This is a genomic window from Lujinxingia litoralis (assembly GCF_003260125.1).
In the GTDB taxonomy this organism is placed as follows: Bacteria; Myxococcota_A; Bradymonadia; order Bradymonadales; family Bradymonadaceae; genus Lujinxingia; species Lujinxingia litoralis.
Genome location: NZ_QHKO01000001.1, coordinates 567,897 through 584,603, shown reverse-complemented (window position 1 = coordinate 584,603; position 16,707 = coordinate 567,897). Strand labels below are relative to the sequence as shown.

Annotated in this window: 11 protein-coding genes; 6 read left to right on the top strand and 5 right to left on the bottom strand. The window is 67.1% G+C overall.

Annotated elements, in window-relative coordinates; translation table 11 throughout:
* Positions 1-15: 15 nt before the first annotated feature.
* Positions 16-735 (bottom strand): endonuclease/exonuclease/phosphatase family protein, encoded by a 720-nt coding sequence (locus DL240_RS02400; protein WP_111728257.1) that lies wholly within the window; start codon positions 733-735, stop codon positions 16-18.
* Between the two features lie 106 nt (positions 736-841).
* Here DL240_RS02400 and DL240_RS02395 point away from each other — a divergent pair, with 106 nt between their 5' ends.
* Positions 842-2,131, top strand: a complete 1,290-nt coding sequence (locus tag DL240_RS02395) for a pyridoxal phosphate-dependent aminotransferase (RefSeq protein WP_111728256.1) — start codon at positions 842-844, stop codon at positions 2,129-2,131.
* A gap of 18 nt (positions 2,132-2,149) precedes the next feature.
* Here DL240_RS02395 and DL240_RS02390 read toward each other — a convergent pair whose 3' ends face one another.
* Positions 2,150-3,709, bottom strand: coding sequence for a sensor histidine kinase (locus DL240_RS02390; protein WP_158542302.1), 1,560 nt, complete (start codon positions 3,707-3,709; stop codon positions 2,150-2,152).
* A 222-nt stretch (positions 3,710-3,931) separates the two neighbouring features.
* Between DL240_RS02390 and DL240_RS02385 the strand changes: the two genes are divergently transcribed.
* From DL240_RS02385 to DL240_RS20185, 4 genes are all read left to right on the top strand, one after another.
* Positions 3,932-5,470: a PEGA domain-containing protein gene (locus tag DL240_RS02385; RefSeq protein ID WP_111728254.1), complete on the top strand. Its 1,539-nt coding sequence runs from the start codon at positions 3,932-3,934 to the stop codon at positions 5,468-5,470.
* On the top strand, positions 5,467-7,173 hold the full coding sequence (locus tag DL240_RS02380; protein WP_146618056.1) for a Kelch repeat-containing protein: 1,707 nt from the start codon (positions 5,467-5,469) through the stop codon (positions 7,171-7,173). The genes DL240_RS02385 and DL240_RS02380 overlap by 4 nt, the downstream gene beginning before the upstream one ends.
* A gap of 126 nt (positions 7,174-7,299) precedes the next feature.
* A complete protein-coding gene (locus DL240_RS02375; RefSeq protein ID WP_111728252.1) occupies positions 7,300-7,482 on the top strand; it encodes a hypothetical protein in 183 nt (60 codons plus the stop codon).
* A 266-nt stretch (positions 7,483-7,748) separates the two neighbouring features.
* On the top strand, positions 7,749-7,952 hold the full coding sequence (locus tag DL240_RS20185) for a hypothetical protein (RefSeq protein WP_199589702.1): 204 nt from the start codon (positions 7,749-7,751) through the stop codon (positions 7,950-7,952).
* Positions 7,953-8,315: 363 nt separating this feature from the next.
* On the opposite strand, the gene DL240_RS02365 is transcribed toward DL240_RS20185, so the two are convergent.
* Complete coding sequence (locus DL240_RS02365) at positions 8,316-9,125, bottom strand: DUF6261 family protein (protein ID WP_111728251.1); 810 nt, start codon at positions 9,123-9,125, stop codon at positions 8,316-8,318.
* Between the two features lie 260 nt (positions 9,126-9,385).
* On the opposite strand from DL240_RS02365, the gene DL240_RS02360 reads away from it, so the two are divergent.
* On the top strand, positions 9,386-12,157 hold the full coding sequence (locus tag DL240_RS02360) for a cation-translocating P-type ATPase (RefSeq protein WP_111728250.1): 2,772 nt from the start codon (positions 9,386-9,388) through the stop codon (positions 12,155-12,157).
* 58 nt (positions 12,158-12,215) lie between these two features.
* On the opposite strand, the gene DL240_RS20640 is transcribed toward DL240_RS02360, so the two are convergent.
* Both DL240_RS20640 and DL240_RS02350 read right to left on the bottom strand, forming a co-directional pair.
* A complete protein-coding gene (locus DL240_RS20640) occupies positions 12,216-14,333 on the bottom strand; it encodes a S9 family peptidase (protein WP_111728249.1) in 2,118 nt (705 codons plus the stop codon).
* 230 nt (positions 14,334-14,563) lie between these two features.
* Complete coding sequence (locus DL240_RS02350) at positions 14,564-16,537, bottom strand: hypothetical protein (RefSeq protein WP_111728248.1); 1,974 nt, start codon at positions 16,535-16,537, stop codon at positions 14,564-14,566.
* Between the last annotated feature and the right edge of the window lie 170 nt (positions 16,538-16,707).

Here is a 16,707-nt window from a genome sequence, read left to right as displayed (position 1 = left end):
GTCTGAGGCGCGTGCTCAAACCTCCCACAGGCTGAGCACCGGGCGGTGATCCGAGGCTCGGGGGTGGTCAAGCACCCGGTGGGAGAGCGGGCGCGCGCCCTGGCCGAGGACGAAGTCGATGCGGCGGTCGGGGGCGTCGGCCGGAAAGGTCCATGTGGCCTCCGGCGCGCCGGGATCCAGGCAGAGCGTGCAGATTCCGCTCATCCAGTCGACGGGCTCCGGCTCGTTAAAATCCCCCATGACAAAACGCGCCAGCGGGGCACCCGGGGCGCCACAGGCCGGGGCCTGGCGTAGACTTGCTTCGAGGTGCGCGCCCTGGGCCGGGCGGTCGCTCTCCTTATAGGAAAGGTGCGTGCACCAGACTTCGATCGGGCCGGCGGGGCTCTCGATGCTGGCGCGCGCCAGCCGTCGAGGCTCGTCGTTGTGTTGTGGCAGCGGGTCAATGCTGAGTTCGGCGATGGGCCAGCGGCTCAGCAGGCCCTGGCCATAGCGGGCGGGCTGGCGTCCCGGGATGTCATGGACAATCGCCGGGATGAAGCTGTGGTAGTGCAGACCGGTCAGTTGGCTCAGGCGCCCGGTGGAGTCGCCGGAGGGGCCCATCGACCAGTGGTGGCCCACCTCCTGGAGGGCGACCACGTCGGGCGCGTAGGTCTGAATCACGTCGGCGATGGCTTCCAGTCCCTGCTGAATGCCCAGGCGAATATTGTAGGTCATCAGGCGTAGCGCTTGCGTCATGGTGAGGTCCAGAAATTTGTACCGGGGGGTAAGTGTGTTAGGGCTCGTCGTGTCTGCTGGATAACACAGCCTCACTCGGTGAGGCAGGAGCCTTCGGAGTCGCAGTATGGTGGAGTCGCGCTCGCCAGGAAAGAAGTCGCATGGGGCCTTTCGTTCGGTGCCCAAGACCGGGGTGATTTATGTGATGAGTGAGGCGGCACGCCAGGGCTACCGTCCGGGCGACCCCGGATGGACGAACCTGGGGCAGGGGCAGCCGGAGACCGGCATGCTGGAGCACGCCGCTCCGCGCATCGACAGCGTGTCCATTTCTGAAGACGATCACGAGTATTCACCGGTGACGGGAATCTGGGAACTGCGCGAGGCGGTGGCCAACCACTACAACCGGCGCTACCGTCGCGGGATGGCCAGTCAGTATTCGGCGGAGAATGTTGCCATCAGCGGGGGCGGGCGCACCGCGCTCTCGCGTCTGGCCGCCGCGCTGGGGCCGATTAACCTGGGGCACTTCCTGCCGGACTACACCGCCTATGAGGAACTTCTGGACCTCTTTCGCCTCTTCAACCCCATCCCGATTCTTCTCGACCCGCGGCGCGGCTACGCCTTTGGCGCCGGCGAGCTTGAAGATGAGATTAAGGGGCGAGGCCTCTCGGCGATTCTGCTCTCCAACCCCTGCAATCCGACCGGGAAGCTGGTCGGAGGGGATGAGCTGGGGCAGTGGCTGCGCGTGGCGCGGGAGCTTGAGTGCTCTATGATCTTTGACGAGTTTTACAGTCACTATGTCTGGGGCAAGAGGGTCGAGGAGGCGACGGCGGCGCGATACGTCGAGGATGTGGATCGCGATCCGGCGGTGATCGTGAACGGGCTGACCAAAAGCTGGCGCTACCCCGGCTGGCGCCTCTCCTGGACGGTGGGGCCCAAAAAGGTCATTGAACGAGTCGCCAGCGCCGGGAGTTTTCTCGACGGTGGCGCTGCTCGCCCGCTCCAACGGGCGGCGGTGAAACTGCTTGATGATGGCATCACCGATGCCGAGATTTGCGCGATTCGGCAGCGTTTTTCGGCCAAACGCCAGATGATGATCGAGCGCCTTCGGGCCATGGGGATCAAGCTCGACTTGCCGGCGCAGGGAACGTTTTATGTGTGGGGGAATCTAAGCGATTTGCCGCCCGGGCTTCGCGACGGAATGGACTTCTTCAAGCAAGCCCTCCAACGTCAGGTCATCTGCGTGCCTGGCGAGTTTTTTGACGTGAACCCGGGGCAGCGTCGCGCCAACCGCTATAGCCGTTTCAAAGGCTACGTGCGCTTTAGCTTTGGGCCGCCCCAGGCGGAGCTGGAAGCCGGGTTGGACCGTCTCGAAGCGATGATTGTCAGCGCTCGCGAGTCTGCGCTAACCGGCGCGTAGGTTGGAGACGTCGCCGGCTTAGGTCGCGCGCAGCGGGAGTTCAAAATAGAAGCGTGTACCTTTGCCCGGGGTGCTCTCGACCTGAAGTTGGCCATGATGCTCTTCAATGATCTGTTGGGTCATCGGGAGCCCCAGGCCGGTTCCCCGGGTCTTGGTCGAAAAGAAAGGCTCGAAGAGTCGTTCCCGGGCTTCGAGCTCGATCCCCTGGCCGGCGTCGATAATCTCGACCCGGGCGCGCGCGTTTAGAGGCTGCACCCGCACGTGCACGGTGGAGCCCGTGGGGCTGGCCTCGACGGCGTTCTTGATAAGGTTGAGCAGGGCCTGGCGAATCTGGTTTGCGTCAACGTCGACCTGGACGGCTTCGTGAGGCAGGGTGAGCTCGATGTCGACGCCGTGCTGGCTCCATTCCCATTGATGGAAATCGACCAGGCCCTGCACGATGTCGTCGAGGAACTCCGGTTGAGTCTTGGGGGAGGGAAGCCGCGCGTAGACCAGATACTCCTCGGTGATGTCGCGCAGGCGGTCGACTTCTTCGATGACGGTTTCAAGCAGGGGGGTGATGTCGTCGTCGGCGGCGCCGATGCCGCGCTCCTGCAGAGCGTCGGTGAGCATCTCGACGTTAAGGTTGATGCTGGAGAGGGGGTTTCGCAGCTCGTGGGTGATCAGGCTGGTCATGCGGCCGATGGTCGCCAGACGCTCTGACTTAAGCAGTGCGGCGTGCTGGCTGTGCAGCCGGGCGTCGCGTTCGGCCAGACTCAGCGCCATGGTATTGAACTCGGCGGTGAGCAGCGCGACCTCATCGTGGCCGGCGCGCCCGGTGGGTTGTGGGAGCGGGCGGTAGTCACCAGCGCCGATGCGGCGCGCGGCCTGGGTCAAGGTCGTCAGCGGGCGCAGCGTCCAGGCGACAACCATCATCAGCGTGGCCGCAACCAGGAGCGCGGCCACGCTCATCGCTCCCAGCGCGTAGACCGAACTGCGTTCGGTGTCGTCGGCGCGCGCCAGAGCCTCATCGGTGGCCACGCGCAATTCGGCGCGCAACATCGTGAGGCGATTGTCCAGCGCGCGAGCCTCGGCGCTGAGTTCATTCTGGAGTTTTTCAATGGCGTCGGCAGCCTCCGCGTTCTGTGTGCGCTCCGAGAGGACCTGGCGGGTAAAATCCATCGCCGCATCAGAAAAGCTCGCGCCTCGCTCGCGGAGGGTGAGGAGATCTTTGTGAATGGCTTCGAAGGCCTCGGCCTGCGTAGGCGAAACCTCATCCAGATCGCTGAAGTCGGCCAGGAGCGCGGCTTCCGTCAGATCGTCGTCCAGATCTTCGGGCAGCGCGTTGAGCAAGCGCGTCAGCTGCAGGGTGCGCCGCAGGACGGCCGGATCCCGTTCGTTGAGCACGACGTGAAAGCTACGTAGATCGTTTTGCACGTCACTAAGGTGCAGGCCCAGCGGGACGATGCGGTGATTGATCGCGCGCAGCTGGCCGTAGAGCGTCTGGGTGCGCTCGACCCCGAACATCACCACCGCGCTGAACACAATGGTAACGCCCGCAAAGGCGATGAAGACTTTGGTCGCAAGGCTCAAGCGCATCATCTGAACCGGGAAGGGCGGCGGGCGCCGACGACGCGCACCGGGTTGAGGGGCCTGGGTTGACGCTGAAAAAGCGCCCGTGCTACTTACGATGACCTTTTGTCAACGCGAGTCGCGCGTTTAAAGGCGTCGCTCACCGGTAGTCTCCGGGCTACGGTGATGCGCGCAGGTCGTCGTGCCCGCAGTTCCTGAGAGGGGCTGGGGACGGAGGATTGAGGTATCATGAAACGAGTTACGATCGCGAGCGGCGCCCGCCATCCCGTGGGCGCGCTGCTTCTGTCTGTGGGGCTGCTGGCGCTGGGCGCGCCGGTCTGGGCTGAAGAGGCCCCGGACCAGGCGCCAGCTGAGGAGGTGGCTCCGGAGCCGGCGGGCCCCACGCCCCGGCTTTTTATGCTTCCCACCGACAGCGTCGGCGGTGAGCTCACCAGCATCATCCCGGAGCGGGTCAATGAGGGCACGCGGGCCCGCGTGGCCGAGCAGCGTGGGCTGGAGTTTTTGCCCACGTATCGCCAGCTTCAGGAGCGCCTGGGAGGTGGGCAAAACGCCAGCGCCGCGGTGGCCGAGGCCGAGCGCCTTTACACCTCCGGCATCGGGCTGCTGGCTGCCGGCGACTCGCAGCGTGCCGCCGAGACCTTTCAGCGCTCGGTCGATATGATGAATGAACATCTGGCCGACCTGCTCAATTTCGATGTGTACGCTGATGCCCTGGCGAACCTCTCGCTGGCCTACTTCCAGACAGACTTCGACCTGGACGCCCGCAAACTGATGCAGCGCTACGCGCAGCTTCGACCGCAGGCGACCCTCGACCCGGAGAAGTTCCCCGCGGAGCTTCGAGAGGTCTTTGCGCAAGAGGTCGATCGGGTGGAGAAAGCTGGCCCCGGCGTGCTCGCGGTGGTGGGCAACGTGGAGGGGGCTCAGGTCTATCTGGACGGGGAGCTCAAAGGGGTCGCCCCGGCACGTATCGATGATGTGGGATTTGGTCACCACTATCTGGTGGTGCGCGGCGGTGGCAGCGTGTGGGCTCAGGAAGTGCGCGTGCGCGGACGCGGTAACGAACAGGCCATCTCGGTCGAACTCGGGGCTCCAAGGGAGGACCGGGCCGGGGCCGATGATGATGTGCCGGCCTACTACCTCGACCTGCGCGAACGCCTGCGAACGGGCCGCTTCGGTGCCGATCTCAGCCCCTACCTGGTGGAGTTGACCACCCGTACCGGCGCGGACTTCGTGGCCTGGATCGTGATGACGCGAGACGGCCGCGGCTACGCCGCGGCACCTTTTGTCTACCGCGCTCGCGACGGCCTGCTGGTTCAGGGCGAGAGCGTGGGCTTCAATATGGAGATGTCCAACCTGCGGGTGGGCGTGAGCCGGCTGGCCACCGAGGTGGCCGCGGCGGTGCGGGAGATGCCCGCCGAGCGCGCGGTAACCGAGGTAGACCTGGCCCCGGCGCCTGAGCCGGTGGCCGCCGCCGAAGCGCCCGGGGAACTCGCCCAGGGAAGCACCTCCGGGGTGCGCGAAGTGGTTGAGGATGATTCGGTGGCTGTCCGACCGCCTCTGCCCACGCCGGGACCTGTGGTCGATGATGAGAACGTGATCTCGCCGCCGGCGGCCATGCCCTCGGAGGGGCGCAGTTCCACGCTGCGTTACCTGGGCTACGGCGGAGCGGCGGTGTTGGCCGGCGGCGCGATCGCCGGGACCCTGTACTTGATTTTGCGCAGCAGTGCTTCGCAGCCCGCGGCGTTTGAGGCGGAGGTGGAGTGGTGAGCAATCTGTGGGAACAAAAAATTCTGCCCCTGGTCCTGGGGGCGGCGCTCGTCGGCGCGGCTGGCTGCGGGCCCGACGAGGCCAGTCCCCGTGTCCAGGTGAGTCTTTTTGGCTGGGGCCCCAACGGGGAGGGCGGGCAGGGCTTCGTCACCGGTCTGCCCGATTACCCCGGCGCTCAGACCGTCACGGTGAAGGTCACTCAGCCCAACGATCGGCGAGTGCTTGAGCGAAGTAGCTTTGCCTTTGCCTCGCGCAGTGCTTCGCTGCCCGATATCACCTACGGAGAGCGCATTCGGCTGGATGTGGAGGTCTTCGACGCCAACAATCAGCTGCTGGCAGCCGGCTCGACCCCGATGTTTACCTTTGAGCCGGGAAGTCCGCTGCGATCCTTTCGGGCGATGGTCTCGCCGGTGGGCCAGGCGGCCCCGGTGGGATCGTTGATCCTCGATAGCGAGAGTGACCAGACCCGTCTGGTGCAGAGTGCCTTTGACTATCGTGGTGAGGACCGAAGCTGGCTCGGGCGTATCGGGCATGAGTCGGCAGCGACCTCCGAAGGGGAGATCCTGATCGTGGGAGGGGGGAGTCCGACCGGCTTCTATCAGCCCTTCACCACGCCCAGCCTCACCGAAGTGTACGATGATATTCAGGTCTTTTCTCCGGTGACCGGTTACTTCACCAGCCTGGCTCAGGATGATGCCTCCGAAGCGGTCGGGATGATCGGGCGTGACAAGCTCGCCGAGCCCCGGGCGTTTCACACGGTCACCGCGCTGGGCGAAGATCGCTATCTGGTGGCCGGCGGTTTTACGCTTCGTGACGGTGTGGCCCGTCCGGTCGACACCCTGGAGTTGATCGATCTCAATGAGCCACCTGGAACCCGGGTGCGCAGCATCATCGACTTTAACGGCAACCCGGTGCGTCTGAATTCGCCGCGTGCCCATCACACCGCGACGCTTCGCTCCTCGGATGGCGCCGTGCTCATCGCCGGTGGGATTGGTCGCGAGGATCAGGTCTTGAGCACCTTTGAAGTCGTCAACGTTAGAGCCGCCGAAGTCAGCCTGCCGATTGACATGAGTTCGCCACGAGTAGGGCACAGCGCGGTGCTTCTGCACGACGGACAAACGGTCTGGGTTGCCGGGGGGCGCACTCGCTCGCAGGTGCTCGACAGCTCGGAGTTGCTCGTTCCCGCCGGAGCGAGCTCGATGAGCCAGCCCGGCGTCGATCTGGGGCGGGCTCGCTACGGTGCCTCCGCTCGCCGCGTGCGCAGTGGTGGCGGCGATCTGGTGCTGATGGTGGGGGGCTTTACCAGCCTGAGCGAGGGCGCCAGCGCGAGCTATGAGCTGGGGCGTCCGCTCCAGGACCAGTGGATCGCGATGTCGGAACAGCGTATGGAGTCGGCCCGCGGGGTGGCGGCGATGGTAGAGCTTCCCCAGACCGGTGACCTGCTGATTGTTGGCGGATTGGACCCGGATCGTCAGGTGGTGACCTCGGCGGAGCGTTTGGTCTTCCAAGGGCTCAGCGCCATACCACCCTTTGCCGTCGAGGAGTTGGGCTCGTTGTATCAAGAGCGTTACGACTTTACGGCCGACGTGGCCTCCAACGGACAGGTGCTGATCACCGGTGGAATGAGTCGCGAGAATAACAACGTGGCCCGCCACGACGCCGAGTATTTCAACGCCTACGATCCGGTGCGTCCGCCGCTCTGAGCGCGGTGCAGAGTTGACGCGACGCCTAAGTCTTGTTAGCTCATCCGGCCTGCCTGACCCGTTCTCCCTCGCTCGTTGTGAGGGAGGCGTTCTAAGCCCAGTGATAAAGATATAAAGGAGAATATCATGGCTGAAGAAACCACCAACGCCCCCGAAGAGGGCGAAGCCACCAAGCTCAGCGGCGAAAAGATCATGTGCTTCGTGTCCAAGCAGATGGTTCCGATCGAGGAGACCATTGAGCTTGAGGTGCAGGAGCACAAGAAGGTTCGCGTGCTTCCCAAGTACGTCAAGTACGATCAGGACGCCTGAGTCCTGGACGCCCCCTCTCGGGGAGGCGTCAACGGTATAAAAAGCCTGCTCCCGACAAGGGAGGCAGGCTTTTTGTTTTCTTGGGCGTTGGTCGGGTGTCCCACCGCATCCCCCGGCGTGTCCCACCGCGTATCCCACCGCGTCCCCCGGCGTATCCCACCGCGTCCCCCGGCGTATCCCACCGCGTCCCCCGGCGTATCCCACCGCGNCTCGTTCTCGTTCTCGTTCTCGTTCTCGTTCTCGTTCTCGTTCTCGTTCTCGTTCTCGTGCTCGACCTCGACCTCGACCTCGACCTCGTGCTCGACCTCGGTCTCGACCTCGACCTCGACCTCGACCTCGTGCTCGACCTCGGTCTCGACCTCGACCTCGTGCTCGTACTCGTGCTGGTGCTCGACCTCGTTCTCGTTCTCGTTCTCGTTCTCGTGCTCGTGCTCGAACTCGCTGTCGCTCTCGTGCTTGCTGCGAGGTGAGCGAGGGTCAGCGCTTGGGGCCCGGGGGCGGGCGTTTTGGTGAAGGCACATGAAGGCACCGTGCCCGGGGGCGGGCGTTTTGGTGAAGGCACATGAAGGGACCGTGCCCGGGGGCGGGCGTTTTGGTGAAGGCACATGAAGGGACCGTGCCCGGGGGCGGAGCGGGAGGGGGTTGGACGGGGAGAAGAGCCGCCCGGGGGCGCCGGGTGGTGAGGTGACACCATAAAAGGGGGCGCCCGAGGGCGGAGCGGGAGGGGGTTCAACCCCCGTGTGGGGTATGTGGTGGCGAGTTCCAGAGATAGAAAACGCCCCGGGAGGCGTCCCGGGGCGTGATCGTGGGTGCTGCGCGGCGCGTGTTGTGGGTCAGGCGCCGGCGGGATCGAGCTGAGGTTCGGTGCTCGGCTCGTGTTCGGCGGGCAGCTCGGCGCCGGTGCCGGGGTCGACGGGGGGCACCGCCCGGCGGCGGCTGACGTAGGCGTGGGTGCGTTGTTGTTGCTCGACCAGCGGAGCCAATACCGCGCTTAAGGTGGGGGCGTCGGCGTCGGCGCGCAGGTGCTCGAAGGCTGCGGCGACCACCTGGCAGAGCGCCACGTGCAGGGCTTCTCGGCTCGTCACCACCTCGTCATAGGTGAGGGCGGGGCGTTCGTCACGGTCGAGCTCTTTTCCGAAGCGTTGGTTAAGCGCGTGCACGCGCTCCACGTGGCGCTCCATGCCCAGGAGCGCCACCTGTTCTTTGAGCTGGTTCTGGAGGCGAGCGACAAGGGCGTCGATCGTCACGTGCTGATGCTCGTAGGAGACATGGATTACGGCCGAGATTCCGGCCGGAAAGATCACATTCTGAATCTGCCGGGCGGCTTGGGTATGGGGGCTTTCGTCGGGGCCGAGGAGCTCACCATCCAGGATACGGCCGATGGCGGCGATGGCCTGGTCGAGTTTCATGTCGATCTGGGCGGCGTTGCCGCGGGCGGTGCTGGTCTGGGTGCGGGCCTGTTCCCAGTCCAGTTCCAGCTCCACGGTGGTTTGGGCCACCTGGCAGGCCTGCTCTACGCGCTCTCGCAGCGGGGCCGGTACGCCCTGTTGGTCGCAGAGCTCCAGGGTCTTTTGCATCGCGTAGGCGCCGCGGCTTGAGGGCATCCGGCGGAGGCTCAAAAACTCGGTGATGGTGTTCTGCATCGCTGACTCCTGTGGGACGTCGGGCGCGCATCGGGGCGCCCGAAGCGTTGAAGGAGGCTCGCCAGCACTCCCGACGCGCCCCGGTGGCGAGTTGGGCGGCGAACCGACCATTCCCACCCCCTCCCCGGGGGCGACTGCGGAAAGTACGAATGAGGCGATGCTAGAGGGTGGTCGGGCCGGGGGCAAGGCCCGGCCGTGGTGGCGGGGGCCGGCGTGTGCAGATTTAGAGGGCTCGTATTTTGGGAGGAGGGGGAGAGGCGATGCGCAGAGAGAGAGGGTCCGCCGGGGAGGAGGGGCGGCAAAAGGAGGCGCCGGCCTGGGAGACGCTGAGCATTGAGGAAGCGCTTAAGCGGGTGAGCGCCGGGGCCAAGGGCTTAAGCGGTGAGGAGGCCGCCCGGCGCTTGGAGCGCGATGGGCCCAATGCGCTGCCGCGGCCGGAGCCGACGCCGATCTGGCGGGTGGCGTTGCGGCAGTTTATGAGCCCGCTGATCTATGTGCTGCTGGCCGCCGGGCTGCTGGCGCTGGTGCTGGGGGAGTTTTTGGATGCGGCCTTTATCGGCGTGGTGGTGGGGGTCAACGCCCTGATCGGCACCTGGATGGAGGCCCGGGCCGAGAAGGGGGTGGTGGCGCTGCGCACCATGCTCAAGGCCCGGGCCTCGGTCACGCGTGAGGGGGAGACCCGGCGGATCGATGCCGAGCGTCTGGTGGTGGGGGATCGGGTGGTGCTGGAGTCGGGCGATAAGGTGCCGGCCGACCTGCGCCTGCTCAAGGCGACCGGGCTCCAGGTGGATGAGTCGCTGCTCACCGGGGAGTCGGTGGCCGTGGGCAAGCGCCCCGACTGGGTGGCCGAGGCGCCCGAGGGGCTGGGCGATCGTCAGAACATGGTCTTTGCCGGCACCAGCGTGGTGCAGGGCCGGGCGGCGGGCACGGTGGTGGCCACCGGGATGGCCACGGCGCTGGGGGCGATCGCCAGCGACGTGCTGGAGGCCCCGGTGGCCCGGCCGCCGCTGGTGGCCCGCATGGACCGCTTTGTGCGCATGATCACGGTGGTGGTCGTGGTGCTGGTGGTGCTGACCAGCGGGATCGGCTGGCTGCAGGGTTACGCGTTAAGCGAGATGTTTTTTCTGGGGGTGGCGCTGGCAGTGGCGGCGATTCCCGAGGGGTTGCCGGTGGGGCTGACGGTGGTGCTGGCGATCGCCACCACGCGGATGGTGCGCCGTCATGTGGTCACCCGGCGCCTGCCGGTGGTCGAGGGGCTGGGGAGCTGCACGCTGATCGTCAGCGACAAGACCGGTACGCTGACGGTCAACGCGCTCACCGTGCGGGAGTTTCTGCTGGCCGACGGGCGCCGCGGCAGCCTCAGCGGGCAGGGCTTTGCCCCCCGTGGCGAGGTGCGCCTGGATGGGGAGGTGGTCCAGGCCGGTGCGGAGCCGGCGCTGGATGAGCTCTTTAAGGCGGCGCTGCTCAACAACGAGGGGGAGCTTACAGCCGAGCCCGAAGAGCCGGCGCGCTGGAGCTGGCACGGCGACCCGACCGATGTGGCGCTCTTGAGCGCGGCGCAGAAGCTGGGGCTGGATCGCGCGGAGATCCGCGCCACGGAGCCGGTGCAGGCGATGATTCCCTTTGAGTCGGCGCGGCGCTACTCGGCCAGCGTGCACCGGTCGCCGGAGGGCGCGGGCCTCTATGTGAAGGGCGGTCCGGAGCGGGTGCTGGCGATGTGCGCTCTTAAGGAGGGGGAGCGCGAGATGCGGGCCGAAGAGGCCGAGTCGCTGGCCGCGCGGGGCTATCGGGTGCTGGGGCTGGCCCGGGGCGCGCTCAAGCGGGCGCCGGCGGCCGGGGAAGCGCCGCCCGAGCCCGAGCCCGGGTCGCTGCGCTTTTTGGGCTTTGTCGCCATGATCGATCCCCTGCGCGCCGGGGCCCGTCGGGCCGTGGAGCAGGCGCACGGCGCCGGGGTGGAGGTGTTCATGGTCACCGGCGATCATCCGGTCACCGCGCTGGCGATCTGCCGGGAGCTGGGCATCGCCGAAACCCCGGATGAGGTGGTGGCCGGCCCCCGGGTGGAGGAGGCCGATGAGGCGCAGATGGAGCGTCTGGTGCACGAGCGCCGGGTGTTTGCCCGGATGGCGCCCCACCACAAGCTCAAGATCGTGCGGGCGGCGCAGGCCGCCGGGCATTTTGTGGCGGTGACCGGCGACGGGGTCAACGATGCCCCGGCGCTGCGGGCGGCCAACATCGGGGTGGCCATGGGCAAGGGGGGGACCGACGTGGCGCGCCAGGCCGCCGGGATGGTGATCAGCGATGATAACTTCGCCAGCATCGTCGCCGGGATCGAGGAGGGGCGCGTGGCCTACGATACGATCCGCAAGGTGGTCTTTGTGCTCCTGTCGGCGGGGGCGGCCGAGATCGTGCTGCTGGCGCTGGCGCTGGCCGCCGGGCTGCCCCTGCCCTTGCTGCCCCTGCAGATCCTCTGGCTCAACGTGGTCACCAACGGGATTCAGCACCTGGCGCTGGCCGCTGAGCCGGCCGAGGGCGGGGAGCTTGTGCGGCCGCCGCGCGACCCGGACGAGCCGATTTTTAATCGGGTGATGGTCGAGCGCATCGTGCTCACCGCGCTGATGGTGGGGGGGATCGGCGTGGGGCTCTTTGCCTGGCTACTCCAGGCCGGGGTGAGCGAGGTCGCGGCGCGCAACGCGGTGCTCCTCTTTATGGTGCTCTTTGAAAACGCCCACGTGGGCAATGCCCGCTCCGAGCGCAGCTCGATTCTGGCGCGCAGCCCGCTGCGCTCTCCGCTTCTGATCGCCGCGGTGCTGGCGACCCAGCTCTTGCATGTGGGCGCGATGTACTTTGAGCCCACGCAGCGCATCCTGGAGGTGTCGCCCTTGAGCTGGCGGATGTGGTTGCTGCTGCTGGCGCTGGTGCTGCCGCTGGTGGTGGCGATCGAGATCCACAAATGGTGGTGGCGGCGCCCGGGGCGCGGGCAAAAAAAGAGCGCCCCCCGAAGGGGGCGCGGATTCCGGGAGGTGCCCACCTGAAGGTGGGCGCCGCGGGAAGTGCTCCCGCGGCGTTCACTGCTCTGGCTGGCGAGCGGTGTCAGGGCGTGGCCGAGGCCTCGTGGGTCGGGTTCTCGGCGCGGGGCAGCACCTGGTCTTCCAAAAAGGAGAAGATTGCCCGGTAGTAGCGCAGGGTGTTTTCCAGGCCGTTGATGCCGTGGCCCTGGCCCTCGAACTCCACAAAGGTCACCGGAGCGCCGGTGCTCTGGGCGGCCCGGGCCAGCTGGCGGCTCTCTTCGACGGGGACCCGGCTGTCGTTGCTGCCGTGGGTCAGGAGCAGGGGGGCCTGCAGCCGCTCAATATGGGTCAGGGGGGAGCGGTCGCGGAGCTTGTCGGCCTGGGTGGCCGGGTCGCCGGCCTCCAGGATCACCCAGTCCGGGATGTTGCTGGTCTCGTAAAAACTCAAAATGTCGCTGAAGCCGGCGTGGCTCAAGCCGAAGCCGAAGTTGTAGGACTCGTGGCGCTGGTTGGTCTCGGGCGGGAAGGTCAGCGCGCGCATCGTGGCGTAGCCCCCGTGGCTGGAGCCGTAGACGCCGATCTGCGCCGGGGTGTAGCCGTGGTGGGCCTCCAGCCAGCGGGCGGCGTAGAAGAGGTCGATGATCTCGTCGCCGCCCAGGTCGCCGTCGTTGAGCGCGGCGAACTCGGCGCCAAAGCCCCAGGAGCCGCGCGGGGCGGGGCTGAGCGTGGCGACGCCGGCTTCGCACATGATCTGGTTGGAGGTGCTGAAGTAGTTGCCCCCACCGTAGAACGCGGTGATGCGGACCAGGCGCTGGTCGGGGTTCTGTGGCGAGTTGCGGGGGGTGAAATAGAAGGCGTGCAGGGTGCGGGGCTGGCCGGCGACCTGATCAAAGGTCTCGAAGCTGACCTGCGCCACGTCGCAGTGGATCAGCGCGCGGACGAGCTCCGGGGGGAGCATGGCCAGGGGCTGCGCGGTCAGGGTGTAGGGCCGGGCGGCGTCGGCGGTGGGGATGAGACGAGCCCGCTGGAGCTTAAAGGGGGTGCGCACCGAGCTGGAGCGCAGGGCCAGCTCGTCGTTGTGGGCGTCGGTGAGCGCGAGACGCTCGGTGAAGGTTTCGCGCTGGAGGAGTTCGCCGGTGGCGGCGTCTCGGAGCTCGGCGATGGAGCCGGTGGGGTGGTCGAGGAGGACCAGGAGGCGCTCGGTGCCCTCGACGTCGACGAGGGTCCAGCCGCTCAGCTCGTACTCCAGGTCGGCCAGGGGGGTGGCGCTGCCGCTGGCGAGGTCGTAGCTGTAGAGGACGTCGTGGCCGGTGTGGGCCGAGAGGTAGATGAAGCGCTCCCCGTCGAAGGAGTCGTCGAGGATGGCCAGACGCAGGTGTTTGACGCCGCGCTCCAAAAGCTGGCGGGGGGCGTCGTCGGCGTCGGCCGGGGCGTTGAGATCGACCAGGGCCAGGTTGGAGGTGCGGCGGTCGCCGTCGTGCTGGAGGTTGAGCAGCAGGCTCTGGTTGTCGGGGGCAAAGAGGATGCCCGACCAGGTGAGGCGGTCGGCGCCGCCCTGGTCACACCAGATCTCGCGCTCCTCGTCGGTGCTCAGGTCGCGCAGGCGCAGGCAGCTGTTGAAGGGTTCGTTTTGTCCCTGGCGCACGACGTAGGCCATCAGGCGTTGATCGTCGGAGAAGCCCAGCGCGTAGATGTAGTCGACGTCGGTCAGGGGGCTTACCTGACCCGTCTCCAGGTCGAGCGTGTAGATGTTGATGCGCTCGTTGTTGTTCTCATCGCCCCGGAAGATGAAGGCATTAAGCGTGGCGTTGAACTCGCCGCCCCAGAAATTGCGGGTGGACCAGTCGATGTCGTTGAGCTTGCGGCCCTGGCTTAAGTCGACCGGCCCCGAGGTGGGGAGCCCGGCGATGTGGCGCATCCAGGTGCCCTCGGGAGTGGCCTCGAAGTAGAGCAAAAAGTCGTGCTCCAGCGAGGGGGCGAAGCCGCTGTAGGGGAAGCCCTGCACGTAGGGGCGCAGGTCGATGTCGCGGCCGTTGAAGGTGACGGCGTAGTCGGGGGCCGCCTGGGAGGTGGTGGCGTTGGTGGAGGCCGCGGTGGCGTCAGCGGTGGCCGGGGCGTCAGCGGTGGCCGGGGCGTGGGCGGTGCAGGCCGCGGCGCTCAGCGCCAGGAGGGCCATCGAAAGGGAGGGGATCGTGCGCATCAAACTCTCCAATTTTATTCACGACAAGCGGCAAGCACGCGCGTCTGGCGAGACCTGCCGAAGCATGGAGTACGGTCTGGCAGGGGTATCATAGCTCCGGGGGGCTCGCCATCCTGCTGGTCCGCGCGCCAGTGGCTAGGCGCGGTGGGCCGGGGGCCAACGCAAAGCGCCGAGCGCCTCGGGGGAGAGGGCTCGGCGCCGGGATCAGGCGTTGGGTTTAAGGGGGGAGCTTAGTTGAGTTCGGCGGCCCACTGGCGGACCAGCTCCAGACGAGCGGCGGCCTGGGGAGCGTAGGGGTTGGTGGGCTCGATGCAGGGGGCGGCGCGCTCCGAGAAGGTGTCGAGGTAGGCGTCGACCCGGGCCTCGGCGGCCGTGGAGAGGTCTTCGAGGTGGACGAAGCCGGCGTGGGCCAGCTCGGTGCGGCAGCGGAAGGTCGGCGCGGTGAGCAGGGGCGCGTCGTGGGCAGCCTGGAGAGGCTCGGTGGCGCCGTGGGTATTCAGGGCGATGCGGTGGCTGTGGTAGGCGTCTTCGTTGTGGGAAGCCAGAGTGACGCGCTGCAGGAACCCGAAGAGTTCACTGGGAGGGATGAAGGCGCGCAACTCCCCGAGTTTGTTGAGGTCGAGCTCGACGTCCAGCGCGGAGGCTTGTTGGTCGGTGGCGTTGGCGAAGGCTGCGCTGACGGTGGTGCCGATGGCCAGGCGGACTTCCAGGAGGTCGTCGTCACGGTCGATGAGGGCCGCGTCCAGGGTCTGGGGGCTCATGGACTGTGCCATGCTCAGGAGGCCCTGGAGCTGGTCGCGCACGCCGGGGCGCTTGTCAAAGATCAGGGCGCCGGCCACGCCCAGGGGGAAGGTCTGGTTGGCGGGCACGGAGAAGGCCCGCAGGCTGAGGGCACGCGGCAGGGGAGCGAAACCACTCAGGGTTTCGCTGGAGGTCTTGGCCAGGGCCATGGGGTACTGGGCGACCACGACGGCGGAGGTGACGAGGTTGGAGCGGGAGGGATCGAGCCCGGCGGGGTTGCCTCCCAGGTTTTCAAGGGTGGGGGCGGTGGACTCCGTGGACTGTAGTTCCCAGAAGGGCGCGATCACCGTGTCAGCCAGGGCGGCCAGGTTCATGGACCAGTCCACGGACAAGAAGGCGTTGGCGGCCAGCGCCGGCAGGGTGATGGGGGCGTCGGTGGCCTGATAGACCCGGGCGCCCTGGGAGGTGCGGGTGAGGACGGCGTCGACGAAGACCTCGTTATTTTCGGCGGCGTCGAGGTGCAGGGAGATGTCTTCATTTTCGGCGGCGACCGGGTCGGTCAGGGCCGAGATCGTGGCCAGGCGGCTGATGTTCTGCAGGCGCTGGCGAGCGCCGGCGCCGGGGTCATCGGTGGTGAAGGCGCGGTTGACCTCGGGGCTCATGGAAGCTTCCAGGGCGCCGAGCATGGGGATGGATTCCAGGCGAGCCCAGGCGGCGAATTCGCTCTCGGCCTGGACAAAGGCGTTGTAGGCGGCGGTGGCGCGGTAGAGGCCCGGGGAGGGGGGCGCCAGATCTTTAAGGTTGATGCTCTGGAGCCAGGTCAGGGCCTGGGCTGCGGAGTTTTCCTTATCGATGTGATGGGCGTTGGTGGGGACGGCGACCTCCAGGCGGACGAAGTCGGGGCCCTCAAAGGTCAGGGCGGCGGTGTCGGGGCCGCGGGAGCTGTCGTTGATGTCCTGGATGGCGGTGAAGAGCTGCTGGCTCATCAAGGCGGGGTCGTCGGTGGGGACGAGCAGGCGGTAGAGGGTGAAGGCGGGCCACTCCTCGTCGCGGGCGGGCAGGCCGAGGACGGCGGCCTTCAAGAAGGCCTCGTTGCCCAGGCTGGAGATGGAGAAATAGAGGGGGCGCTCGGTGTCGAGGGCGCTGAGGTCGACGCGGGCTCCGGTTTCCTCGTGGATGGTGGTGATGGGGTCTCGGAGCAGGCGGACGACCAGCTCGGTATTGGCGTCGTCGACCAGGGGCAGGAGCACGTCGGGGAGATCGCCGCCAAAGCGAATCTTGGCGGCGACCAGGGTGTCGGTGGTCTGAAGGAGGTCTTCGGCGGCGAGGGGCCGGTTCTGGACCTGGACGCTGGTTTCTTCGACCTGGGGAGAGGACTTGCAGGCGCCGAGGCCGAGGGCCAGGGTCATCGCGACCAGGAGCGCGGCGCCCTGTCGAGGGGCAGAGAGTCGAGGCATCATCATCGAGATCATCCTTAAGCAAAAGGTCAGAGGCCTGAGGGGGCGCGGCGGCCGGCCTGCCCCGGGGGGCATGGCGAGCTTGTGTGGTTCCGACCGCGCCGGGAGGCCCGGCATTCAGCAGGTGAAAGCGGGGGAAGAGCTAGCACAGGAAAACCCGCCGGCGCCAGCGCGGG

Coding starts and splice junctions, on each gene's coding strand:
- DL240_RS02400 (WP_111728257.1), bottom strand. CDS start 735: ATGACGCAAGCGCTACGCCTGATGACCTACAATATTCGCCTGGGCATT.
- DL240_RS02395 (WP_111728256.1), top strand. CDS start 842: ATGGTGGAGTCGCGCTCGCCAGGAAAGAAGTCGCATGGGGCCTTTCGT.
- DL240_RS02390 (WP_158542302.1), bottom strand. CDS start 3,709: ATGCGCTTGAGCCTTGCGACCAAAGTCTTCATCGCCTTTGCGGGCGTT.
- DL240_RS02385 (WP_111728254.1), top strand. CDS start 3,932: ATGAAACGAGTTACGATCGCGAGCGGCGCCCGCCATCCCGTGGGCGCG.
- DL240_RS02375 (WP_111728252.1), top strand. CDS start 7,300: ATGGCTGAAGAAACCACCAACGCCCCCGAAGAGGGCGAAGCCACCAAG.
- DL240_RS02365 (WP_111728251.1), bottom strand. CDS start 9,125: ATGCAGAACACCATCACCGAGTTTTTGAGCCTCCGCCGGATGCCCTCA.
- DL240_RS02360 (WP_111728250.1), top strand. CDS start 9,386: ATGCGCAGAGAGAGAGGGTCCGCCGGGGAGGAGGGGCGGCAAAAGGAG.
- DL240_RS20640 (WP_111728249.1), bottom strand. CDS start 14,333: ATGCGCACGATCCCCTCCCTTTCGATGGCCCTCCTGGCGCTGAGCGCC.
- DL240_RS02350 (WP_111728248.1), bottom strand. CDS start 16,537: ATGATGATGCCTCGACTCTCTGCCCCTCGACAGGGCGCCGCGCTCCTG.